The 23976-nt window shown below is 43.5% G+C and carries 17 protein-coding genes; 12 read left to right on the top strand and 5 right to left on the bottom strand.

Annotated features, from left to right (window positions below):
• Nucleotides 1-98: 98 nt before the first annotated feature.
• On the top strand, nt 99-554 hold the full coding sequence (locus BK575_RS09655; protein WP_078410190.1) for a hypothetical protein: 456 nt from the start codon (nt 99-101) through the stop codon (nt 552-554).
• Between the two features lie 56 nt (nt 555-610).
• Here BK575_RS09655 and BK575_RS09660 read toward each other — a convergent pair whose 3' ends face one another.
• A complete protein-coding gene (locus BK575_RS09660) occupies nt 611-1492 on the bottom strand; it encodes a GNAT family N-acetyltransferase (protein WP_169907690.1) in 882 nt (293 codons plus the stop codon).
• Between the two features lie 64 nt (nt 1493-1556).
• Nucleotides 1557-2417 carry an MBL fold metallo-hydrolase gene (locus BK575_RS09665; protein WP_078410192.1) on the bottom strand — a complete coding sequence of 287 codons (861 nt, stop codon included), beginning with the start codon at nt 2415-2417 and terminating at the stop codon, nt 1557-1559.
• A gap of 184 nt (nt 2418-2601) precedes the next feature.
• Between BK575_RS09665 and BK575_RS09670 the strand changes: the two genes are divergently transcribed.
• From BK575_RS09670 to BK575_RS09680, 3 genes are all read left to right on the top strand, one after another.
• Nucleotides 2602-2823, top strand: coding sequence for a hypothetical protein (locus BK575_RS09670; protein WP_078410193.1), 222 nt, complete (start codon nt 2602-2604; stop codon nt 2821-2823).
• A 259-nt stretch (nt 2824-3082) separates the two neighbouring features.
• Nucleotides 3083-4063, top strand: a complete 981-nt coding sequence (locus BK575_RS09675; protein WP_078410194.1) for a ketoacyl-ACP synthase III — start codon at nt 3083-3085, stop codon at nt 4061-4063.
• A gap of 421 nt (nt 4064-4484) precedes the next feature.
• Nucleotides 4485-4739 (top strand): YciI family protein, encoded by a 255-nt coding sequence (locus BK575_RS09680; RefSeq protein ID WP_078410195.1) that lies wholly within the window; start codon nt 4485-4487, stop codon nt 4737-4739.
• 321 nt (nt 4740-5060) lie between these two features.
• Here the strand turns inward: BK575_RS09680 and BK575_RS09685 are convergent, their stop codons facing one another.
• On the bottom strand, nt 5061-5516 hold the full coding sequence (locus tag BK575_RS09685) for a DUF948 domain-containing protein (RefSeq protein ID WP_078410196.1): 456 nt from the start codon (nt 5514-5516) through the stop codon (nt 5061-5063).
• Nucleotides 5517-5790: 274 nt separating this feature from the next.
• Here BK575_RS09685 and BK575_RS09690 point away from each other — a divergent pair, with 274 nt between their 5' ends.
• Nucleotides 5791-6180 carry a DUF948 domain-containing protein gene (locus BK575_RS09690; protein WP_078410197.1) on the top strand — a complete coding sequence of 130 codons (390 nt, stop codon included), beginning with the start codon at nt 5791-5793 and terminating at the stop codon, nt 6178-6180.
• Nucleotides 6181-6510: 330 nt separating this feature from the next.
• Nucleotides 6511-7308 carry an ABC transporter ATP-binding protein gene (locus tag BK575_RS09695; protein WP_078410198.1) on the top strand — a complete coding sequence of 266 codons (798 nt, stop codon included), beginning with the start codon at nt 6511-6513 and terminating at the stop codon, nt 7306-7308.
• 438 nt (nt 7309-7746) lie between these two features.
• On the opposite strand, the gene BK575_RS09705 is transcribed toward BK575_RS09695, so the two are convergent.
• Nucleotides 7747-8016, bottom strand: coding sequence for a hypothetical protein (locus tag BK575_RS09705; RefSeq protein WP_078410200.1), 270 nt, complete (start codon nt 8014-8016; stop codon nt 7747-7749).
• 190 nt (nt 8017-8206) lie between these two features.
• Between BK575_RS09705 and BK575_RS28005 the strand changes: the two genes are divergently transcribed.
• A complete protein-coding gene (locus tag BK575_RS28005) occupies nt 8207-16543 on the top strand; it encodes a carboxypeptidase regulatory-like domain-containing protein (RefSeq protein WP_169907692.1) in 8337 nt (2778 codons plus the stop codon).
• A 102-nt stretch (nt 16544-16645) separates the two neighbouring features.
• On the opposite strand, the gene BK575_RS09775 is transcribed toward BK575_RS28005, so the two are convergent.
• On the bottom strand, nt 16646-17491 hold the full coding sequence (locus BK575_RS09775) for a DegV family protein (RefSeq protein ID WP_078410201.1): 846 nt from the start codon (nt 17489-17491) through the stop codon (nt 16646-16648).
• Nucleotides 17492-17878: 387 nt separating this feature from the next.
• On the opposite strand from BK575_RS09775, the gene BK575_RS09780 reads away from it, so the two are divergent.
• The 5 genes from BK575_RS09780 (at nt 17879) to BK575_RS09800 (ending at nt 23976) form a co-directional block, all read left to right on the top strand.
• Nucleotides 17879-18103 (top strand): hypothetical protein, encoded by a 225-nt coding sequence (locus BK575_RS09780; RefSeq protein WP_078410202.1) that lies wholly within the window; start codon nt 17879-17881, stop codon nt 18101-18103.
• A 139-nt stretch (nt 18104-18242) separates the two neighbouring features.
• Nucleotides 18243-19268, top strand: coding sequence for a PP2C family protein-serine/threonine phosphatase (locus tag BK575_RS09785; protein ID WP_169907694.1), 1026 nt, complete (start codon nt 18243-18245; stop codon nt 19266-19268).
• A 26-nt stretch (nt 19269-19294) separates the two neighbouring features.
• Complete coding sequence (locus BK575_RS09790) at nt 19295-20545, top strand: S1C family serine protease (RefSeq protein WP_078410204.1); 1251 nt, start codon at nt 19295-19297, stop codon at nt 20543-20545.
• Entirely contained in the window at nt 20546-21274 is a 729-nt protein-coding gene (locus BK575_RS09795; protein ID WP_078410205.1) for a PP2C family protein-serine/threonine phosphatase, read from the top strand. It abuts the gene before it with no gap.
• Nucleotides 21275-21516: 242 nt separating this feature from the next.
• Nucleotides 21517-23976 (top strand): protein kinase domain-containing protein, encoded by a 2460-nt coding sequence (locus BK575_RS09800; RefSeq protein ID WP_078410206.1) that lies wholly within the window; start codon nt 21517-21519, stop codon nt 23974-23976.

Consider the following 23976-nt stretch of genomic DNA (forward strand, 5'->3'; position numbering starts at 1 on the left):
TTCGCATATTGTCAAACGAATCGACAAAATACGGGTGGTGACAGTGGTACTTTAGTGTATAATGAAACAAAAACGTATGACAGAATGGGAGCGAAACAATGAAAGCTGAAAAGGAGCAAGATCAGCTTAAGCTGACGTTATCAGAAGAAGAGTATTTAAAATTGACAGAGTTGGTGTTTTTAGGGAAATGGGTCACCAACTCGTCATATGAAAATGAACCGGAGCGCAATCCCTATAATGAACTGGAACAAACTATTTTTAATGTTTCGCGCCATTTTGATTTGCCTAAGCATTTCGAGCATTATGAAACGCATTCGTTTTTTACGCAGAGGCTGGAAGATCGAATGATGAATCTCGTAGATACATACGATCAAGAGGCATTTTGGATGAAGCTTGCAAGCCTTCTTGCCCAAAGGGATGTCCATCGGGCAATGGAGTCAGGCCACAGATTTTCATCGGATGTAATAGAACAAGTAGTACAAAGGGAACTGGAGTATGAGCAAGAGTTTGAGGAAAATGGTCTGAGAAACGTGGAAGTGAAAATAAAGAAATAACACGGGAGCGGCATGGAGAACCAAAAAATAGCGGGTTTCCATGCCGTTTTAGTTGATTACGCCTTCTTTGCTGGCTGTAAAGAATAATAATCGTAGGCCGAGCTGACTCGAAAGCCGCACGATTCGTATAAATGAAGGGCGTTTTTGTTAGAAGTCTCAACCTCAATCATAATGGCTTTTTTACTTTGATTTTTCAGTGTTTCGATCAATTGTATCAAGATTTTCCTCCCATAACCTTTCCCTTGGTATGATGATCGAACCGCGAAAGCCCGGATATACAGTTCTTCTGGGTGTTCGCTGACGGTGACGGTTCCGATATAAGAAGGGCCGGCTCGGGCTACATAGAGTATATGCCTTGAATCAGAAATTGTTTGTCGGATCATCTCACTCGCTGTTTCGTTCGAAAAAGAGAAGCTTTCCGATAAAATGATTTGAATATGTACATGATCGGCTTGAGTGGCACGTACAAGTTGGACTGCCTTTTCGTTCGTCATCGATACTTTATCGGGAATGAGAATCATGCTGTATTCGGAAAAACGGTAGACGGCGTTAATCGCTGTCAGGAACGCCTTGCCTGAAAGCGAAGAGCGGTCTGTAATAAGCAGCTGGCTTTGGATGCTCCTTGGTTTCCAATGCTGGCTCGCTTCTTTCAGAAGGGTGGAAGCGATATGTCTTTTACGGAAATGAGGGTCGACCATGATAGTAATTTCAGCTTCGTGTTTATTTGAAAATGAGTACATGCCAAGAAAACCCGTCAATTGTCCGTGACAATAATATAAGAAATCATTTGTTTCTTTTCCGTCACGACTTTGCAATATGGAAAGGTTCAAGGGAATAGTGAGATTAATTTGTTCCCATTGATTGCATGTATTGGCTAAATCGGTGATGGCTTCTAGTTCGGCTGCGGTTAAATGAGTCCGTGCATGTACGCCTTCCATTATGCTCTCACGTCCCTCTCTGAAAGAATCATTAAACATATTTTCCGCACTCATAGAGCGGAATTTAATTTACATAGCGGCTGTCTTTCGGAACGGCCATTTCATCAAAATGGTTTACCAGTTTTTTTAGAGATTGCGTCAACTCGTCTCCGTTCATCGGAAGTCCGTGGCCTGTAATGGCAACTGCCGGCTTCAATGCTTCGAGCGCTGCGACCGAGTCTTTCGCTGCTTTCCAGTCTGTCGTGAAGTACTTTGGAGGTCCGCTTATTTCTTGTTCTTGCATGATTACTTTGTAAAGGGATTCTTGTTTGACTGTGACAAACGCATCTCCGACGATCAGTGAACGGTCTTCATCTCTAAACAGCGAGACATGTCCCGGTGTATGCCCAGGTGTGTGAATCCAGCGCCATCCCGGCATGAAAGGGACCGTGCTGTCATTAGGCAATGACTGTATACGACCCCCTAAGTCAATGCCGTGATTCGGGAACATCGGAGACATTTTCGCGACGAAGCCGTCGTCAACGGTAGGGTCTCCTTTTGGGTAATTTTGCTGCCCCGTTAAATAAGGAAGCTCCAGCTCATGTGCATAAACAGAAACGTTCCATTGCTTTGTCAATTCCACGAGTGCCCCTACATGATCAAAATGCCCGTGAGTCAAAACAATTGCTTTCGGCTGGCAGTCTGTGCCAAAGCGTTCTTGGGCAGCTGAAACGATAGCTCCTGCAGAATGCGGCATACCGGCATCAATAAGCACGAATTCTTTGGAATTAGCAGGATTTCCGATAAATATAATATTCACTATTTGAATAGGAAGACAAAAAATATCCGGCATGACGGCTTGGCCCATCCCGTCCGTTATAGATGTGATTGGAAGAAAAGTATCATCAAATGTATTGTCCAAGTGGTTATCGTGAACATGATCCATGATTATTACCTCCTAATTGTAATGGAAAATCAACTATAGAGTTTCCTACTTTCCGCAATAAAACACTTTTTTGATGATTCGCCTGCTTTGGCAACTCTCATTTAACATAGATGGACACCGATGTTTTGCAATGTCCTAAAAGGGGGATAAGTAAATCAAACATTCCAAAAGTGAGGTGGCTTTTATGACTGAGAGGAAAGAGCGGTTTGTTGAAAAGAACAGAAAAGGAAACATGGACCATCCGGAACAATATGAAACAGAAAAAGAAAGTTTGTTTGACCGCTTTGAGAGCGAACAATATGTCGATCCGATTCCTATGGAAGATTTAAAAGAAGAAAAGCGCGAGGAAAAAGACGGGTATCATACGAAAGATACATCCTCCAGTGAAAAGAAGTATTCTGAATAGGCAGAAAGAAAAGCGCCAGTGAAAACTGGTGCTTTTTTATCATTTTAAGAGAGAAGACCTCCACTTCTAAACGGAGTGAAAGTGGGGGATGAATCGCTGTTTTTTATACTCAAATATCTCGTTTCATTCTAGAAAGTGTATGTTAATCTACAATCATTTGAAGAAAAGGGAGGACAAAAAATGTTGAAGGTTTTAGTACCAGGTGATAATATTAGGTGATACAGTATAAAGGCAAATAAGAGAAGGGTGGTTCGTTATCGTGAAATCACAAGCAAAGATAACGGCATTCGGGACATATGTTCCGGAACGAAGGTTAACAAATGAAGATTTGCAAAAAATGGTCGATACGAGTGATGAGTGGATTGTACAGCGAACAGGCATGAAGGAAAGAAGAATTGCCGCTGAAAATGAATCGACATCAACGCTTGCGATAAAAGCGGTAGAAGACTTGGTAAAACGAAGCAGTTTATATTTAGAAGACGTGGATTGCATCATCGTGGCAACGACTACGGCTGAATATGCTCTTCCAAGCGTTGCATGCCGAGTACAAGAGTATTTTAATATTCCCCATACCGCAGCTTTTGATTTAAGTGCTGCCTGTGCAGGGTTTACATATGGATTACATGTCGCCAATGGCTTGGTTTCCTCAGGCGCTCATCAAAAAGTGCTGGTGATTGGTGCTGAGGCGATGTCTAAAGTAATCGATTACGAAGATCGGGCCACGTGTATTTTATTTGGTGATGGCGCAGGGGCTATGGTAGTGGAGCGAGAAGAGGAAAACCCGGGATTTTTCGGTTCCCATCTCGAAACGGAAGGTGCAGGCGGCATTCATCTATACCGAACGATTATTGGAGAGACAATGAACGGAGTGGAACTTCAATCGAATGGTAAGATGGTTCAAAACGGACGAGAAGTTTACAAATGGGCCGTTCGATCTGTTCCGAAAGGGATTGAACAGCTTTTGCTTAAGGCGGGAATGAACAAAACGGATGTAGACTGGTTTGTCCCCCACAGCGCCAATTTGCGAATCATTGAATCCATCTGTGAGAGATCGGGACTATCACTTGAAAGATCACTTACAAGTGTGGAGTATATGGGCAACACTTCGTCGGCGTCCATTCCGCTGGCGTTGGATAATGGAATCAAAGAGGGAAAAGTGGAAAACGGCGACTTGCTGTTATTGTACGGGTTTGGTGGAGGCCTTACACAATGCGGTGTATTGGTAAGGTGGGATCTGTAACAAGTCCTTTCATTCCATGGCAGCGGTATCATAAAGGAAACTTCCAGCCGCAGGAGTCTTACTGCCCGTTAATGCGGGATAAATAAGATTGAGCTGTTTTGACGACACAGAAACTCCCTATGATTCTACAGCAATAGTTTGCAGAATCATGGGGGAGTTTTTAAAAATTTTTGGGCATCAATGACCAATTAAGATCCGAGTGGATGAACTCTCTAATGGGAAACTGTTACGAATAAGAAGGAGGGACTTTCAGTAAAAACGCTTGTTGAATCCTCATTTATTCCGCTTTAACGAAAACAACTTCGAGATAGATCGAGATTTTTTCGTTTTTGAAAAAAAGGAGCTAGAATAAAGGAAAATCCTATTCATTGAGAGAATTAAATAAGGATAATACATATAACTTATAATGGAGGAAATGAACATGCCTTATTATGCAGCAATCTTACATATGGAAAAGCCGGAACTCAATCAGCAATACCGTCCTCAGCACTTGGATTATTTATCGACATTGGATGAACAAGGGAAAATATTCGCTAAAGGACCTTTTGTGGATGGAGCGGGAGGTTTAGTGGTATACAAAGCTGATTCTTTAGAGGAAGCCAAACAATTAGCCGAAACAGACCCTTATGTAAAAGAAGGCGTACGTCGACTTGAATTACATGAGTGGGGGATTTAAGCGCGCTGCTTGAAATCCTGTTTTGAACTCATAGGGCCTGTCACTTTCCGAAAAGACTGGAATAAAACCGGTCAGGGGAAAGGGCAGGCTATTCTTGTTTAGTAATAAATATTTACATAATAATATTATGGTTAAGAGAGATGTTTTTGGTTTCTATTTCATAAAAGATTTTTTATAGATACGGAAAAAAGGAGTGCATTTTTTCTCTATATCGTACAAGAAGATTGCGTATCATTACTTGCAAGTCATGTTTATAAGAAGGCAGGATAAAGCCTCAACAGGCATGCTTTTCACCCTGATGAGGCTTCATTTTCGGTGATATTAATAGGTTTGTTCAGTCTTTACCTGGTTATAAGTATGTTTGTTTCTTTTTTGAGCCTGCCATTTGTTCCATAAGGCGAATAAGGTATTTCCCCATCGTACGGCCTCGGTAATCTTGTCCGATTGTTTTCTTACTTGATGTGATACTGTTTCAGTCGTATCTTTCACCGTTTCATTTACCATTCTCAAAGAATCTCCGGCTTCTCTCACTGCATGAAACGTTGAATTCAGAGCCCCTGTTTTTTCTTGAATGTCTTCAGCCAATTGATTTGTTTGGTGAAGAAGAATGGTGGCCTCATTCGTCAAACCATCGATTTGTCCCGGAAGGCGCTCGACTGTTTCCGCTGTATGTTTCAATGTTTGATCAAGCGACTTTAATGCCTTTACTAGAAAAATAGATACGACCGCAAAAGCTACGGCAATTAATGCAACACTTACGTATAAAATCCATTCCATCTTGTTTTGCCTCCTCTTCTTTTAATATTTGATGTAAGGGTTTGTTTCCCCGTATGAAGCAAGTTTAAACCCACTTTTAAACTAAGTTTCATCTTATACATGTTTTCATCGAGATTCCATCATCATGGAATAAAAGCACCGGTAAAGTTACCGGAAAACGGACACTAAATGCTTCACCAAAACATATAGAATGAAGACAACTGTTATTTTTCAAAAAAAGTGGGTACATAACATATAACAAACATTTATTTTCGAAGTGGAGGAGATTGACACAATGGTTATCGTTTATGCGAGCATTGCGCTTTTTGTTCTTTCCCTTATTTACTTGGGTTATTCAATTTTTAGGGCTATTAAAGAGATGAAGCCGAATTTAATGAGTGTCCAAGAAACAACGGCACGGATTCAGCGAAAAGCAGATATGATTAATAGTGAAATGAACAAGCTGACGCAAACACAGCGGGAGATCCAAATGGATATCGAACACAAGAAACAATTAGTTAATGAAGTGGTTGAATCTGCTAAACAAACCCCACAATTATTGAAGCAAATATGGAATCAGGGGAAAAAAGTTCCCCATCCTCACGGGCTAAAAGGAAAACCTTCTTCTGAAATTGGAAAGTTTAGTGAAAGACTGCTGGCATTATTGGAGAAAAAATATTTATAGATCGATTTAGAAAATTCGGCATGACCAAAAGGGGGTCATGTCGAATTTTCTAGACCTAAGCGGATGACACCCCCCTTGCGGGGGTGGCGTCATCCGCTTAGGTGAGAACCCTTTATGTGCCCACTAGGGTTTTTCCGGTTCGACTGCGTGTCTACATTATCTGTCAGTCTAAATGGCTGTCAAACTAAAGTTGTATATTGCAGTAGAAACATGCAGTGAATTCTCTTTTTCGCACCAATATTTGGTATAATGAACAAGAGAGAAAAATAAGAACTATTTTTAATATTTTATGGAAAAAGTGATGATGGGAATCGGAGAGGTGTTCATTCTATGGAATATGTAATTGATTTACAGAAAGTATCGTGGAAGCGAGAAGAGACCAATTTGCTTCATGATGTAAGCTGGCAAGTCAAAAAGGGCGAACATTGGGCGCTGCTTGGCCTGAATGGGTCGGGAAAAACGACGCTGTTAAACATTATTAACGGATACATTTGGCCGACAAAGGGAACCGTTCACGTTCTTGGTCAGCGTTTTGGTGCGGTTAATTTGCCCGAGCTGCGGAAATCCATCGGGTGGGTCAGTTCCTCTTTGCAGGAAAAGCTTTATGGGCACGATTTAGCGCAAGAAGTCGTGATCAGCGGGAAGCATGCATCCATCGGCTTGTATGAGCATGTGATGCAAGAAGAGTTGGAACGGGCTCTTTCCCTCATGGAGATCATGGGCTGCAGCCATTTAGTCAATCGTACGTATGCTGCATGTTCGCAGGGGGAAAAGCAAAAGCTGCTCATCGCAAGAGCGCTTATGGCTGAACCGGCTATCTTAATATTAGATGAACCATGTAACGGACTTGATCTGTTCTCAAGAGAAAGATTGCTTCAAAGCGTCAATGAATTGGCAAAGCGGCCTGATGGTCCGACCCTCATCTATGTTACACATCATTTAGAAGAAATTATGCCTGTGTTTACGCGGACATTGCTCCTTCGCCGCGGGGAGATATACAAGACCGGAAACACAAAAGAAGTGTTAACGGAAGAGTATCTTTCTCATTTTTTTGAACATCCGGTATCGGTTCAATGGGAAGATGAGCGTGCATCTGTAAAACTGAAAATTCAAACGAATACATATTAAAGAGAAAAGAGGATGGCTCAAAGGTGTTTTTCATGCCTTTGAGTCCTCCTCTTTCTTCATATGTTCGCTGCGTCAATTCGTTCTTGAGAGGCGTTACGGCACCTCTTGCATATTTTGAATTTCTGTCCGTCCGATTTGCTGGCGGGGTAAAGAAGTTTGATTCTCGTTCTACTGCAAACGGGACAAGTGCCTCTTCCTTTTGAAGGCAGTTTATAAAGGGAATGGCCTCTATTGCTTTTTGCCAATGATCTCATCCTTTCTTACACCAATAATAAAGGATATATTCACTTGGACGGGTGCTGGTGACAGAGCACAGTAAAAAATTTTTAAGGAAGAAATTGATTGGGCTATATGAATTTGGGGTTTGAGCAAAATAAAAGGAAAACAAAGGAGGAGGTATTGTTTCTCCCTTGTTTTCCTGTGGCTTGCTCCAAAATATTATTTTATTTTGGGATAACCGCTTGAATCAGGAGAAACTTGCCCTCCTGCTCCGGCAGAATTGATATCAGGGTCGACTCCATCAGGCTTTGATGGTAAAGAAGCATGCATTTTTGCGTAGGTAGAATCAGTTTGTTCTCGTTCATCGTTTTCTGTAAAAGAAATTAAATCAAATTCCGTCCCTTTTAAATGCTCCGCCAATTTTACTTGTATTTTATCTTCGGGTATGGCTTGTTCATCAATCTGGAGTTGTACTGTAATCGTCTTCATTGTGTTTTCTCCTTTCCTTGTAAAACTTGTCTATTGGTTTATTTCCCTTTTTCAATTGTTTGAAACAATTCCTTACAAACTAATGAGACTAAAAAAGAGGAAGCTTGCATTTGCTAAGCATTTTACTCAGGCGAAAATTACCAATTAGCATATGATAAAGGAACATTTAGTTATTAGGAGGGGAAAAAGTGTGCCGTTTCCAAGTAATACTCAATATACCCCGATATTAGTCAACGGTGTCCCTTTGTTTGATACGACAGGGGATGAAAGTCCTGCAGCCACGGATATTGTAGGAAATTCTACTTCCCCTGCAGGTTTTTTTGCCTATGATGGCATAAATGTGTATTTTCGGCTGCGTCTAAATGCAGATCCCAGAAATAGCAAGCTGACTGGATTTGATAACTTTGCATGGGGGGTTCTTATTAACACAAGCGGGGTGCCGGGTACGTATGATTGGTTGTTTAATGTAAATGGTTTAAATAATACCGTAAACCTTATTCAAAATACGAACAAACTCGTTAATTCCTGGAATGATCCGGCGGAAGGGACGGGCGGAGGAAACCCGAACTTCAGCCAGCCCATTACGAATTACGATTTTGCTCGGATTACGCAAGCAGACTCAAATTTTGGCGGCAACCCCGACTACTTTTTGGACTGGTTTTTACCGGCAAGCACTGTATTTTCTTTCTTGAATATTACTGAAAGCTCCTTAATTAGAGCCATTTACTTTACCTCTACCAATGCAAATAACTTTAATAAAGATTCATTACGTGCAGTTGAAGGCTTCAGTTTCGCCAATGCATTAAGTGAGCCGGCTTCTTCAGGTGAAGTAGATGTAAGGGCTCAATTACGGACAGATAAAATATTAACATCGGGACCAACTTCAGTTCTCTTGGGGCAAACTGCCACTTGGACGGGGATGATGACCGTTTCGAATACGGGACTATCGCAAGCGACCACCATTTTTGCCTCCGATGTAGTAGGATTAGACTTTGTTTCCAGCTTTGTTGTGAACTCTGCAAGCCAGGGACTGACCACCTATAATTCAAGCAACCGTACATTGACATGGAATGTCGGAAATTTGAATCCAAGTATTACGGCCACTCTTACGTTTACGGTTACAGGGAGTTTTACAAATGATGAACAAAATGCCGAGTATTTGTTAGATCGAGTGAAGGCAACAGGTTTCGATAGTTTTACGGGAAAGGGTATTCAATCTAATACGTCTACTGTTAATATCGATGTCCAGCGTGCCGCCACTATTAGCGGAACAATCATCAATCAATCCAACGGTACGGTTGTTCCCGGAGCCAATGTAACGTTACTTCAAAACGGCAATCCCGTAGCAGTAACGACCTCTAACGTATCCGGTTTCTACAGTTTCACTAATGTAACCCCAGGTTCATATACGATCTCCGTCAGCAATTCGCCCAATTTTTTACCTGCTTCCGTAAATGTCACTGTTGCGAGCGGCCAATCACTCACACAAAATATTTTTCTCACACCGGCACCTAGTACGATTCAAGGTACTGTGACAGGTAATTCCAATCCTGTTCAAAATGCGACTGTCACGTTAACGAATAATCTGGGAGCGGTCATTGCTCAAACGACCACGAATGCTTTAGGGGGCTATTCATTTACCAATGTGATTCCCGGTCCATATACGGTGACAGTTATGGCGCCAACCTTCCAATCTCAGACCCAGGGAGTGATTACACAGCCGGGGCAAGCTTCCACGGTTAATTTTGTGCTGCAGCCGAATCCGGGAGCGATTACAGGTATGGTAACGAATGATGTGACCTCAGCACCTATTCCTGGTGCGACCGTCGAATTGTTAACTAATCAGGGAATATTTCTGGATTCCACGGTGACGAATGGTTCTGGAACCTACATGTTTTCAGGTTTGGCACCCGGACAGTATCAGGTGAGGGCAAGTGCCGTTAACTTTGGAACTAACACTGTGGGCGCAACGGTTATAAGCAATGCCACGACGATCACTAATATTCCTCTGCAGCCAAATCCAGGAAGAATTACAGGAACGCTAACCGACAGTTTAACCGGCACTGGAATAAGCGGAGCGACTGTTCAGTTAATCAATTCGAGCGGTACGGTTGTTAATACGACCATAACAAATGGGAATGGTACCTATCTTTTTGAGAGTGTTGTTCCCGGTTCATACAGTGTAGTTTTTACTGCGAATGGATACTCAAGCAGCACAGTAGGGGCTATCGTCAATTCTAATCAGACGACCGTTATTAATGCAGCGTTAAGCAGAATGGCCGGTGCTTTGTCTGGGACCGTTGTTAATAACAGTAATGTAGGAATTGAAGGTGCACAAGTAACGGTTTTTCAAAATAATATACCTGTCGCGACAGCCGTCACGGACAGCAACGGCGATTACTTGATTCCGAATCTCGCCTCGGGCGATTATGTGGTAGTGGCAAGTGCCGAAAACTTTGCTGCTCAAACGTTAGCGGCCATGATCATTGATGGCCAGATAACACTATTAAATTTCACCTTGCAGCCAAATCCCGGTACGCTGACGGGGCAAGTGACGGATAGTAATGGAACTCCCATTATCGGTGCTACAGTGAGCGTGCAGCTTAGTACAGGGACCGGCATTATTATTGCTTCGGCTGTAACGGATTCCAATGGAATATATACGATTCCCGGATTGTCTTCCGGTACGTATACGGTAAATGCGACAGCACCTAATTTTCAAACAGCTATATCCGGGGCTGTGATTTCACCGAATGCTACCACAACGGTCAATTTCGCCTTAGCACCGAACCCGGGTGCCATTACCGGGCAAATTACGGATGCTCAAACAGGAACCCCGATTGCAGGAGCCAATGTGGAAGTCCGAGTGGTAGACTCAAGCGGAGCAATTGTGGCCACTGTTTTCAGTGATCCAAACGGTCAATATCTAGTCAATCAATTGGCTCCAGGTTCCTACACGCTCATTATATCTGCGGGTAATTTCCAGACGGCTGCGGTTTCAGAAATGGTCGTATCGGGGCAGACATCAACAGCCAATGTCTCGTTGAGCCCATCTCCTGGTTCGATCACTGGACCGGTGTTAAACTCGCAGGGAGGAACCCCAATCCCAGGGGCGGCCGTAAACGTTGTTAATAGTCAAGGAGCCCTTATCACCACCGTTTTAACGAGCGAGGATGGAACATTCGTCGTCAATGGTCTTCCGCCCGATCAATATACGTTGACCATTTTTGCGGATAATTTTCAAAACGGAACAGTAGGAGCTTTTGTTCAATCGAATGTAACAACGCCGGTGACGGTATCACTTGTTCCGCAGCCAGGACAGATTACAGGTACGGTGAATCCAGTCGTTACAGGAACCGTCGCTCGCTTATTGGACAATAATGGACGATTTATCGACTCTGCTGTCACCAATCCTGATGGGGCGTTCCAATTTTCTAACTTGGCACCCGGAAGTTATACAGTATCCGCAACCGCCCCGGGTTTTGGTACAACAAATGCAGGGGTAACGGTAGTAGCCAATCAATCCTCTTCCGTGTCACTAGACCTTGTGCCGAATCCAGGAACGGTCTCTGGAGTCATTACATCCTCTAATGGCCAGCCATTGGCTAATGCCCTTGTTCATATTACGGACTCGACGGGGACTGTCATCGGGTTCGCTTTTACCGATGTACAAGGGCAATATACGATTACGAATATACCAGCTGGGTCTTATACCCTCAAAGCGAGTGCCGAAAACTTTATCCCATCCTTCGTAGGAGTTGTTCTGAATCCAGGGCAAGATTTGACGGGTGTTAACCTTTCACTCGAAGCAAGCCCCGGATCTATTAATGGGCAGATTACCAGCTCGCAAACAGGGGCACCGATTGGAGGAGCAACGGTTGTTGTTCGGGATGCGGTGACACAAACCATTCTTGCTGCGGCGACAACGACCATTTTTGGAAACTATACAATCAATAATTTACCGCTAGGCCCGGTGACAGTCACTGCCTCCGGAGCCGGATTTGGATCTACTACCATAGGGGCCCTTATTACCAGCAATCAGACAACGACCGCAGATATTGCTCTTTCGCCAAACCGGGGTGCGATCAGCGGAACGGTGTTAGATACAGATGGAAATCCTGTAACAGGCAACAATATTCAAGTTCAAATCTTCAATGAAAATAAAGTGTTGGTAACAAGTGTATTGGCCAATAGTGATGGTACGTATACGATTTCTGGTCTGCCGCCGGGAAATTACTTTGTTACGGTAACCGCTCCAGGTTTCAGCGCATCTACCGTTTCGGCTCAAGTCACATCAGATACGACAACCAATGTTGTTAATGTCGTCACACCAGATCCTGTTACGTTGACGGTTACGGTTCAAAATAGTGCAACTGAAGCGCCGATCGCCGGGGCTAACGTAAGCGTTAGGCAGCAGAATGGCATTATTGTTGGAACTGGAGTTACTGATTCAAACGGGCAGTTCGTGTTTACGAATTTACCTGCAGGAAGTTTGGCTATTACGGCAGATGCCTCTAACTTTGGAACAGATTCAATGAGTGTATTTGCTGACAGAGGAGCCGTTTTGAATACGACATTAAGCCTTTCACCGAATCCTGGAAACTTGAACGGTTTTGTCTCCAATATAGTGAACGGTGATCCGATTCCTAACGCTGTCGTTCAATTATTTGACTTTACCAATACCCTCGTTCAGGCTGCTGTGTCCGATCAATTTGGTCAATATTCTTTTTCGGGAATTTCACCGGGTACTTATACTGTAGTGGCGAATGCAGCAGATTTTGGCCAGCAATCAGCAGGGGCGATTATATCTTCTAACCAAACTTCTACTTTAAGCTTTGCTTTGACACCAAATCCCGGTATTATTCAAGGGTTTGTCACCAACTCTCTAACAGGAACTCCCATACAAGGAGCGACAGTGCTTGTTAGGGAGCTGTCAGGCACAGGACCAATCGTATATACGACTATTACTGATGAAAGTGGATTCTACCAAACAACGACGCTGGCTCCCCTCGTTTATGTATTGGTGGCAAGTGAACCCAACTTTAGCTCTGCCAGTGTTTCTGCTCAAGTCATCAGCAATACGGTCCAACAAGTGGATTTTCAATTAACCTCAAACCCGGGCGGTGTTCAAGGAACCGTGGCAGACGCTTCAACCGGAGTGCCTTTAGTGAATACTCTTGTAAGGGTGTTGGATTCTCAGGGAGTGATTGTTGGGAGCATACAGACTGATATGGAAGGAGGCTACGTGATCACTGGCCTTGCACCGGGTAATTATACGGTGACTGCTATTAATTTAGACTACCAGCCACAAATCCAGAACATCGAAGTTGTGCCAAATGTAATCAAGAATTTAAATTTTGCACTAATAGGTTCTCCGGCCACCCTTCAAGGAACCGTGACCGATGCCGTTTCGGGGATTCCATTAGTCGGAGCAATTGTCCAGATATTCAAGGAAGGAACCGAAGTGCTGCTTCGAAGAGTGTTAACAAACGAGAATGGCTTTTATATAGCGGATGGGCTGCCGGCAGGGGCCGTAAGAGTCATCGTCAGTTTTGATCAGTATGCCAATTCTGTCCACAATGTTATATTGGGTCCGAATGAAACTGAAACTCTCAATGTCTTATTAAATCCATTCCTAGCTGCTATTACGGGTACGGTAACAGATGCGGTCACATTCAGCCCGATTGGCGGAGCGTTAGTCCAACTTGTCATTCCAAATACGGAAATTGTAGTGGCCAGCATCCTGACAGAGCCTGCTGGCTCCTATATGTTGCCTAATTTGCCGCAAGGCTCCTATACTATTGTCTTTTCCGCTGATAACTACCAAACAAAGACGGTTCCGGTTATCTTGACTCCAGGAGAAACGGAGACTGTGAATGCTTCATTAGATACGTTTCCGGCTGCTGTGAGAGGAACTGTGACGAATGCTTTAACCGGAAATCTCATTCCAAATGTACTTATCCAGGCCTTTACATTGGAGGGAGCGTTTTTAGGAAGTGCCTTTTCGGATATAACGGGGAACTACGTATTAACGGGTTTGCCGCAAGGTACCATTTCCCTTATTGCTAGTACAGATGGATTTTCTTCTCAAACGTTACCCGTCACTTTAGCTCCGGGAGAGGAAGAGACGGTCACCTTCCAGCTGACACCGAATCCGGCGACGTTAAGAGGACGAGTGACGAACGCGGCCGATAATAACCCGATTGAAGGAGTATTGGTCCAAGTATTTATTCCTGGCACAGTTGTTCCAGTTAAAACGATCCTCACTGATCCAAATGGTGATTATGTCATTACGGGGTTGGGTGAAGGAGAATATCGAGTCGTCTTTTCCACCGATAATTTCAGTACAGAAGTTTTCCGGATCATGCTGGCTCCAAATGAAGTGAGGACATTGAATGCCCAGTTGACGCCGAATCCAGCCACGATTCGCGGCCAGGTTACGGATGCAGCGACCGGCCTTCCAATCCAGCAGGCCGGAGTGGTGACTGTCATCCAGGGAACAGGAATCATAGTCGCGTCTGCACAAACCGATCAAAATGGGCAGTATGTGTTAACCGGTCTGGCACTGGGCAGCTACAATGTCGTCTTCTCTGCCCCCGAGTATGTTACCCAGACAGTCCCGGTCATTCTCGCGTCGGGAGAGGTAGAGGTAGTCAATACCGCGTTAGTAGGGAATCCAGCTCAAATTAACGGAACAGTTCGCAATGCTGCAACTGGAGCTGTCCTGCCAAATGCCCTTATTCGAGTGTTCGATTTGCAAGGGTCGTTAATCGGCGGTACGCTGACGGATATGAATGGCCAGTATACGATTTCCGGCTTGGCGCAAGGCACATACTCTGTTACCGCTTTAGCTGAGGGCCATGCTTCTCAAACGATGGTCATTACGTTGACTCCGGGAGAAGAAGAGACAGTCAACTTCCAATTGCCACCGAACCCTGCAAGATTAAGGGGAACAGTAACAGATGAAAGAACCGGGCAGCCGATTTCCGGAGTTTTAGTCCAAGTGTTTTTCGTGGGGTCGACGGTGCCTGTTCGATCAACTATTACAGACCCAATGGGTCGTTATCTTCTGAACGGACTTTCGGAAGGGGAATACCGGATTGAGTTTTCGAAAGAAAATTATATAACAGAAGTATTCCGGGTGGTATTGGCTCCAGATGAAGACCGAATATTAAATGTACAATTAGCATCCAATCCAGCTGTTATCCAAGGGACAGTAAGAGATGCAGAAACAGGTCAACCCATAGTTAGAGCAAACGTCATCGTCTCCATTACAGGAACGGGAATTATTGTTGCTTCGATTTTGACTGATTCGCAGGGAAGGTATAGATTGACAGGGATTGCTCCAGGAGACTACACAGTCAGCTTCTCGGCAGATGGCTATGCTTCCCAAACAAGCGATATTACTCTTGCAGCGGGGCAATCCCTTACCCTTAATGCCAACTTATTATCCAATCCGGCTATTTTGACGGGAACAGTCTTGTCGGGAAGAACGGGGGACCCTATTGAAGGGGGCGTAATACGTGTATTCAGTTCCGATGGTCAATTCATTACTTCTACTTTAACGGATGAAAATGGGGAGTACACGATTCCTCGGTTGAATTCTGGAACTTACACCGTTAGTGCCGTTGCTTTTGGCTTTGAATCCGAGATTCAAACCGTTACTCTAGTCAGGGGAACGACGACTGAACTCAACTTTGTTCTCGACGATCAACCTGCATCCTTAGTTGGAAGAGTGACTGATGCAAGAACGAATCAGCCTATAGAAGGAGCGGTTGTGCAAGTTTATCCATTAGGATCTAGCGTTCCGATCAGGTCAACCGTTACACTTCCGGATGGAAGTTATATCATCATTGGATTGCCTCCCGGAAGCTATCGAGTGATCGCGAATACCCCGAACTATTTGCCAGCTGAATTCACGATAACTCTTGAGGCCGGCGAGACACTTGTTCTAAATATCGAACTTACCCAAAGGTTTTCTAATCTTGGCCTTCAATGCATAGAAGCAGACAAGGTTTATGATTGGATAGTAATCAAAACGAGGGAAAGAGCGTCCATCTCTTATCCATGTGATGGTGATAACGAGGACTGCTGCCGAGAATTCGTAAGGGAAGCGATAATGAATGGCGATACGATAAAAGTAGAATGTAAGGCGGTAGGGAATCCAAGCTATACGATTACAAACATCATGAACGGAAATCCTGGAAGGATAACCATCCAATGGTTCTTGCATTTAATGATTACGATTCGAAATACCTCATTAAATCGGATAATATGCCAATTCGATGAAACGCTGCTTATGGAGGAAGAGGTCATCGTTTGCTTACCGTCTCCTCTGGGAGCTGACAATATAAAAGTAAATATCCATCAGACATTCTGTGAACGAGAAAACACCATTTTTGGAAACCAATTTTTTGTCAATGCCATTATATGTGCAGATATAAAAATAAAAGCAAAAGTGGTTATGGATGTAATTGGTCCTTTTTGTACACCAAGGAGAGGCCTTTCGACAAATGATTGGAGTTAATAATAGAAAACCCCTTTCAAGTAAGGTGAAAGGGGCTTTCTGTATCAATTTTTTTGACATGGTCGTTACATAGACAATTCTATTACGAATTCCAATGGATTATTATTCGTTTACCCACCCTAATCCGAGTGTATTTTGACCCAAGTGGGTTCCAGCAATAGGGCTTAAGGTAGTAGTCGTAAATTTAATATGTGAATAAAGCTCTTCCAATTCTTTCTTCCATTCGTTCGCTTGATCCTCATCATTTCCATGAACAATACTTGCTTCTTTAATAAGGTGGGCTTCTTCGGCAAAAATTTGAAACAGGCGTTCTTTCACTTTTTTTGCTTTCCGAATTTTTTCGGATAACACTACTTTCCCGTCTTCAAATTTAACGATTAGATTTAATTTGATCAAGCTTCCGATTATCGCTTGCGTTGTTGAAAGTCGGCCTCCTTTTTGAAGCTGCGTCAAGCTTCCGGGAACGAGATACAGTCGGCCCTTATCTGGCAGTGTGCGAAGATGGGAGACGATTTCTTCGTACGACTTCCCTTGTTTTTCTAACTCTACCCCTTTTTCCACCATTTTTCCTAACGGATAGGATCCGATTTTTGAGTCAATCACTTCCACATTGAATTCTTCCATTTGAGCAGCGGTCGCCGAAGCCTGAAACGTTCCTGTTAACACACTGGAAGCATGTATGGCGATCGCATATTCATAGTTTTGTTTCAACTTGCTATACAGCTCAACGAAATCTCCGATAGCGGGCTGCGAGCTTTTCGGAAGTTCCTTTGATTCCGCTAATTTTTGATAAAACTCGGAAGCGGAAAGATCAATATTTTCTCTGTACGAAGTCTCTCCGAAAATAATATTCAAGGGAATGACGTAAATGTCATTTTCTTCAATGAATGCGTTTGAAAGAGTAGCGGTACTATCTGTAATCCAAGCGATTTTATTTTGTTTTGTCATTAATTGATTCTCCTTAAGTGTATATATCGGCGTTGTATGGAGCTTATATTGGACGTTTATGTATGTAAACGCTGTTTTTCATCCCGCATGACCAGGAAGGAAGCCCCGACGGACGGAAGTTTCCTTTAGCTCTCTACTATAGTTAACCGCATATTAAACGTTAAATCAATTAGCAATTTCAAATATATGCACAATCTGGCTTTAACTTAAACGGAACTAGTTTAGAGGCTTGGCAATAAGAACTGCGGGATGATGTTCCGTTCAAATGAGACAAAAAATAAAAATAAGGTCAAGCAACTTTAAAATTTTTCATACATACATTTATTCCAATGAAACTTTTTTACTATGCAGTAAGTCCATATTTTTGAAAATGGGTGGTGAGCAGGCATGTCAGGTGAACAACTAACATTGTTTTATCTATTATCCTTTTTTATTCCGGTTGTCGGAATCGTTTGGATGAATGATGTTGATTTGGATAAAAAATCAGTTAGAAAAAACTGCTTGCTGATCACTATTATTCCCCTTGTTTTCAGTTGTATTTGTTGGTTTGCATTATCAGCTTTTTCTCTCATACCGACTTATAGTGGATATTACACGCTATTGGAAGCCTAATTCACGATTGGACGAATTAGGTTTTTTAAGTATGAGAAACACCGTTTTTCTTATGCTCCTTGCATCTTGCCTCCCTTTTCGGTTCAGAAAAAGCGTTGCAGCATTTGGCAATCATCATTCTTGTAAAAGGAGTGTATGTATGAGGCGAATCTTCCAGGCCATATTTGCTTTGTTCCTGTTTTTTATTGTGTGGACACCTTTTGATAGAGTTGCGGAAGCGGAGAATGAAGCTGAAAAGTCAGCACCATCCAAGGAGTGGACAGAATGGCTGGAAGTGGTTCCGGCCTTTTTTGAACGCCTCCCTTGGTGGAGTTATGTAATCTTTTTCTTATTTGTTTTTTCGATTGCCATCTTTTTGTTGAAAACAAAGAAAAATCAACGCGACAGTGTAATTGCTGACGGAAAAATGAGCGTCATTCCCGGCAATGCCCAGCACATTGGCAGCCGGATTGAGCAGCAGGATGCATTTGGATTTTCTGATATTAGCGACAGTGCTTTCGTTCACAAATTCGGATCAGCGGCTGTACTGGCCGATGGGATGGGCGGATTGGCCGGCGGCAAAGAAGCGAGCCAGTTGGCGGTCCAAACATTTTTAGATGCTTACATGTCTACCCCATCTGTTGAGTCAATTGGGGAAAAGCTGCTGTTGGCATGTCAGGCAGCCAATTCCGCTGTAGTAGGACTGGCAAGACGAATGGGCTTAGAAGAAGGTGTAGGGACGACTTTAATAGCTGCAGTCGTACATGATAAACAATTATTTTGGCTATCGGTTGGAGACAGCCGGATTTATTTGCTGCAAAACGGTACCCTTCATCAATTGACAACGGATCATGTATACGCGAGAGAACTTGACGCGAAAGCCGAATGGGGAGAGATTTCACGAGAAGAGGCTTTCTTACATCCAGAACGAAACAGTTTAACGAGTTTCATAGGATTAGAGAAAATGGCGGAAGTCGATTACAGCGTTGAAGCGGTCCCGCTTTTTACAGGAAATCGAATTATCCTTTGCAGCGATGGTCTTTATGGTTCTGTTTCTGAAGCTGAAATGATTGCTGCCTGCCGCTTGGATACCCAAGAAGCAGCGGAAAAAATGGTGGAGATCGCTTTGTCGAAACAAAAACCACATCAAGATAATGTAACGGCAGCGATGTTAACGATTGCTTAATGTGATGATCAAAAGGGGGAGAATGCATGAAAGTGATGGCTGTAGTCACGAAACAAGTGCGCTATTGTTTCATCTTTTTACTTACGATTAGTTTAGTGTTTGCCTATCTTCTTCCGACAAAAGCTGAAACAAGGTCAATCGATCAATTGCGGAACAGTGTTGTTCGCATTCTTTGTTATGGAGCGGAAGGGATGTATATAGGAACCGGTTTTGCGGTCGGTGATACCGAACCCGTTCGTTATATCGTAACAAACTATCATGTGGTGGAGCCCAATTTAAACGGAGTTACCGTTTTGCTGTCAAAAGAGGATCAAATTAATGTGAATGTGCTTGCCTTCGATAAAGTAAAAGATATTGCTGTATTGGAGTTAACACAAGACTTATATAAACGTCCTCCAATGGAACTTGGCACAAGCGCAAATGTTAAGGCAAGTGAAGAAGTATATGCCCTCGGTTTTCCAGGCGATGCGGATTTAATTGATGATACTCCGTCAGGCGAACCGGATGATGTCACGATTACAAGAGGAATTATTAGTAAGATTTCCACTCAGGGAGGACGTAAAATCTTTCAAGTGGATGTAGATATCAATCCAGGCAACTCGGGCGGCCCTTTAGTAAATGAACAAGGTCAAGTGGTGGGAATCAATACGTTTGGGGTGACGACAGCTTCAGGCATCAACGGATCCGTTCAAATTGATGAGCTTATCCCTATATTAGAGTCCCGCGGTATTCCATATTTGACGGCTTCATCGGCAAATGCACCGGCTCCTGTGCAAGCGGAGACAGAAACATCAAATGGAATATGGTGGATTGTAGGGATTGGCGGTGCCGCTGCATTATTCCTTTTAGTTGTGATTGTATTGCTGGCCGTTATCTTTAGAAAGAAAGGAAAATCGTCAAGTCCTCCTCCGCCGGTAAAGAAGCAGTCGTCTGCCGCTTCTGTAACAAAACAAAAACCGCTGATGGTCGGTGTGAATGGATATTTTAACAATCAGATTATTGAATTAGGAGCGGGACAAATTACGATTGGCCGGGATCCTAATTTCTGTCAGCTCGTCTATCCAATGAATACGGTGGATATAAGCAGAAAACATTGCTCCATCAAATATAATGAGTTAAGTCAAATATTTATAGTAGAGGATTATTCCTCAAATGGAACCTTTTTACAATCGGGTGAAAGGCTTAAAGCTGGTCAAACTTATCATCTCCGTTCAGGAGATCGCTTTTACTTGAGTTCATCGCAAAATATGTTTGAAGTTCGATTGGAGAATCGCTGAATGCTGTTTCAAACAGGGATCGTTTCGCATGAAGGAGGCAGGCGTGTAAATGAAGATTTTGCTGATTTTTACATGGAAAGAGGCGGCGGATGCTGGGTGGTTGCTGATGGGCTTGGAGGGCATCAGGCCGGGGACATTGCTTCTAAAATAGCCGTTCAAACCTTTCTTTTTCATTACGAGCAAACGAAAGGTGTTGCACCGCATGTTTTAGCAGCAGGTATGGAAAAAGCTCAGCAAGCCATTCTGACCGAACAGAAAAATAATCGGATGTTATCTTCCATGAGAACGACGATGGTCGCTCTCGTTTGTTCGGAGAAGACAGCGAATTGGGCACATATTGGAGATTCGAGACTTTATCATTTTCGCCGCGGCAAAATAGCGGTTCGAACGAAGGATCATAGCGTTTGTCAAGCACTCGTGAATGCGGGTGAATTAACGATGGAACAAATCCGTTTTCATGAGGATCGGAATCGGCTTTATCGTGTGCTTGGAACGGACGGTTCCGTAAAAGCGGCCGTGAACAAGGGAGTACAATTGCAGCATGGTGATGCTTTCTTACTATGTACAGATGGATTTTGGGAATATGTGATGGAAGAAGAAATGGAAAATGCATTAATGGCGGCACATTCTCCAGACCATTGGTTAAACAGCATGCTTGCCATTCTTGAAAAACGTGTGCAGGGAAATCAAGATAATTTCACAGCACTGGCTGTCTTTGTAAAGAAATAAGAAAGAATTATTCGATGAGTGCTGGTGTCTAGCTCCAGCGCCTAGCTCGTTGTGGAAAAGATGATTGCCCTCATAAGGCAAAAAGCGCCTTATGGGTCAATCCCTATTTCCTTGGGGCCACAGGATGTGGGTCATGCCGACGTTGCCGCAGGACGCGGCGGTCTTAGTCGGCCTTCCTCATCAAGGCGCTTGCGCTTTTCTTATGAAAGCAGGAACATTTTCATCATGAAAGAGGTGTCATCATGAGCGATTTCAGCCATCTTTGTTTTGGTTGTATGGAGAACAAAGGAGAGGCACAGGTTTGTCCGTTTTGCGGCTGGGTGGAAGGTACCCCGGCAGAAGCTCCTCAGCATTTGCGGCCGGGCACTGTTTTGCATGAAAAGTATGTATTGGGGCGTGTGTTGGGGCATGGCGGATTCGGGATCACGTATTTAGCCTGGGATTTGAATTTAGACATGAAACTAGCGATCAAAGAGTATATGCCAAGGGATTTTGCCACAAGATCCCCTGAACATACCGCCGTGTCCGTCTTTACAGGACAGCTTGAATCCCATTTTGAACATGGACTGAAGAAATTTTTGGATGAAGCGAAAACATTGGCGCAATTCAATGCTCACCCGGGAATTGTCGGGGTACGGGACTTTTTTAGAGAAAATGGTACCGCCTATTTAGTAATGTATTATCTGGAAGGCATTGATTTTAAACAGTACTTGGAAATGCAGGGTGGAAAAATCCCATTTGGAACAGCACTTAAGATTATGATACCGGTAATGGATGCGTTAAGAGAAGTTCACGGAACGGGGACTCTTCACCGCGATATTAGCCCTGACAACATTTATATTACAGCAGAAGGGCAAGTAAAAGTGCTGGATTTTGGGGCTGCAAGGCATGCCATGAACGAATTCAGCAAAAGCATCTCGGTTATTTTAAAACCGGGTTATGCACCTGAAGAGCAGTATCGTTCGAAAGGAAAGCAAGGACCCTGGACGGATGTCTATGCGGCGGCGGCCACCTTTTACCGCGCAATCGTCGGCCATGTTCCCCCGGAATCACTGGATCGATTAGAAGAAGACACCATCGAACGGCCGTCGAAGCTGGGAGCAGACATTCCGCCGGAAGCGGAAGCGGCCTTAATGAAGGCACTCGCTGTGAAGCAAACAGACCGGTATCAAATCATCGGAGAATTTCAGCAAGCATTATTAAAGTCAACCGGGGAGGGGAGTGGAGAGCTTTTTGAGGAAAAGGGGGAAATAAAACCTGAAAAAGTGGAAAAAAAGGAAACTCTCAATCTCACTCATCAAAAAAAGGTTCAACCCCAACAACCGAAAAAGAAAAATGGAGGAGCCAAATGGGCATGGATTGCAGGAGGGGCGGTACTTATTGGAATCGTGTCAGTTGGCTTTGTGCTGATGTTGATGTTCATTGGATTAGCAGCAGAGGAACCAGCCCAGCCAAATAACAATAACCACACCAAGCAGGAGACAGGAAAGGATCATGCCGTTAAACAAGTAACCGTACCAAATGTTCTGGATTCAACGGAAAAAGAAGCGAAAACCTTTTTAACGAATGCAGGATTGAAAGTTGGGAATGTCGTGTATGTGGAAAGTGCCATCGTGAGAACGGGGCATGTCGTCAAGCAATCGATAGAACCGGAACAAAAAGCGAAAGAACATGATGCGGTGAATTTGGAAATAAGCAAAGGGATTCAATTGCCGGTTGACGCTGCGGCCATTCAAACGAAGAAAATGGAGTTAGTAAACGAATATTGGAATAAGGGACATGAGCTTGATCAGAAAAATGATTTGAATGGGGCTCTCACTCTGTACATTCAGGCAAGGGATATGGCTGCTGAACTGGTGAAAAACGACGGCGATTTTGATGCCCAATATGCTCAAGGGGTCTTGTCTCGCAATATCGCATCAATTAAAGGAGATTTAGGCTATTACTATTATGGCCTTCAAGACGCGGAGGAAAGCATTGTCATCTTAGAGGATTTGTATGCCAAAGATCCTGTGTTCCAAAAAAATCCGAAAGAGCTGGCATCCGCATATGAGACATTGTCGTATTTGCAAATATTTAATCAATCGCCAAAAGAAGCGATCGCTTCAGCGGAAAAGGGGCTCGGAATTGACCCGAATCAAGTATGGCTTCAACTTGATTTGGCTCATGCCTATTTGTTGAACGGTGATTATGAAATAGCCGCTGATTTGTATATGAATTATAAAGATACGGCAGTGGACAACGGCAAAACGTTTAAAGATTATGTGCTTGATGACTTTAAACGGTTGAAGGAAGCCGGAATCACCCATCCGGATATGGAAAAGATCGAAGCGCTATTGACCGGCGGCAGCGGCGACCAGGGAGAAATTGAAGTCACGATTCATGCCAATGCCATTTCAATGGAAGAAGAGAATGTTGCTGGATACATGAGTACAATTGATCCTCAAAGCCCTGTCTATTCGGGAACAGAAAAGATGCTGACCGATTTGTTTCATGCATATGAGCAGTTTGAGGTCAACATTGAGAGTATCGAAGTGTTAGAGATTAACGGCAATACGGCAAAAGTAAAAGTCGCCCAAAAACTTTCATATAGCGACGGGACACAAACCTATGAATCCAGCAGTACATTTATTCATACACTAATACGTTCAGACGGTGTGTTTAAATGGCTGATTCAACAAAGTGAAAAGGAGGGAAATTAA

This window comes from Priestia abyssalis, assembly GCF_002019595.1.
In the GTDB taxonomy this organism is placed as follows: Bacteria; Bacillota; Bacilli; order Bacillales; family Bacillaceae_H; genus Bacillus_BA; species Bacillus_BA abyssalis.

Bases quoted from the DNA above. Each gene is read 5' to 3' on its own strand.
- BK575_RS09655 (WP_078410190.1), top strand. From the start codon at position 99: ATGAAAGCTGAAAAGGAGCAAGATCAGCTTAAGCTGACGTTATCAGAA.
- BK575_RS09660 (WP_169907690.1), bottom strand. From the start codon at position 1,492: ATGGAAGGCGTACATGCACGGACTCATTTAACCGCAGCCGAACTAGAA.
- BK575_RS09665 (WP_078410192.1), bottom strand. From the start codon at position 2,417: ATGGATCATGTTCACGATAACCACTTGGACAATACATTTGATGATACT.
- BK575_RS09670 (WP_078410193.1), top strand. From the start codon at position 2,602: ATGACTGAGAGGAAAGAGCGGTTTGTTGAAAAGAACAGAAAAGGAAAC.
- BK575_RS09680 (WP_078410195.1), top strand. From the start codon at position 4,485: ATGCCTTATTATGCAGCAATCTTACATATGGAAAAGCCGGAACTCAAT.
- BK575_RS09685 (WP_078410196.1), bottom strand. From the start codon at position 5,516: ATGGAATGGATTTTATACGTAAGTGTTGCATTAATTGCCGTAGCTTTT.
- BK575_RS09690 (WP_078410197.1), top strand. From the start codon at position 5,791: ATGGTTATCGTTTATGCGAGCATTGCGCTTTTTGTTCTTTCCCTTATT.
- BK575_RS09695 (WP_078410198.1), top strand. From the start codon at position 6,511: ATGGAATATGTAATTGATTTACAGAAAGTATCGTGGAAGCGAGAAGAG.
- BK575_RS09705 (WP_078410200.1), bottom strand. From the start codon at position 8,016: ATGAAGACGATTACAGTACAACTCCAGATTGATGAACAAGCCATACCC.
- BK575_RS09775 (WP_078410201.1), bottom strand. From the start codon at position 17,491: ATGACAAAACAAAATAAAATCGCTTGGATTACAGATAGTACCGCTACT.
- BK575_RS09780 (WP_078410202.1), top strand. From the start codon at position 17,879: ATGTCAGGTGAACAACTAACATTGTTTTATCTATTATCCTTTTTTATT.
- BK575_RS09785 (WP_169907694.1), top strand. From the start codon at position 18,243: ATGAGGCGAATCTTCCAGGCCATATTTGCTTTGTTCCTGTTTTTTATT.
- BK575_RS09790 (WP_078410204.1), top strand. From the start codon at position 19,295: ATGAAAGTGATGGCTGTAGTCACGAAACAAGTGCGCTATTGTTTCATC.
- BK575_RS09795 (WP_078410205.1), top strand. From the start codon at position 20,546: ATGCTGTTTCAAACAGGGATCGTTTCGCATGAAGGAGGCAGGCGTGTA.
- BK575_RS09800 (WP_078410206.1), top strand. From the start codon at position 21,517: ATGAGCGATTTCAGCCATCTTTGTTTTGGTTGTATGGAGAACAAAGGA.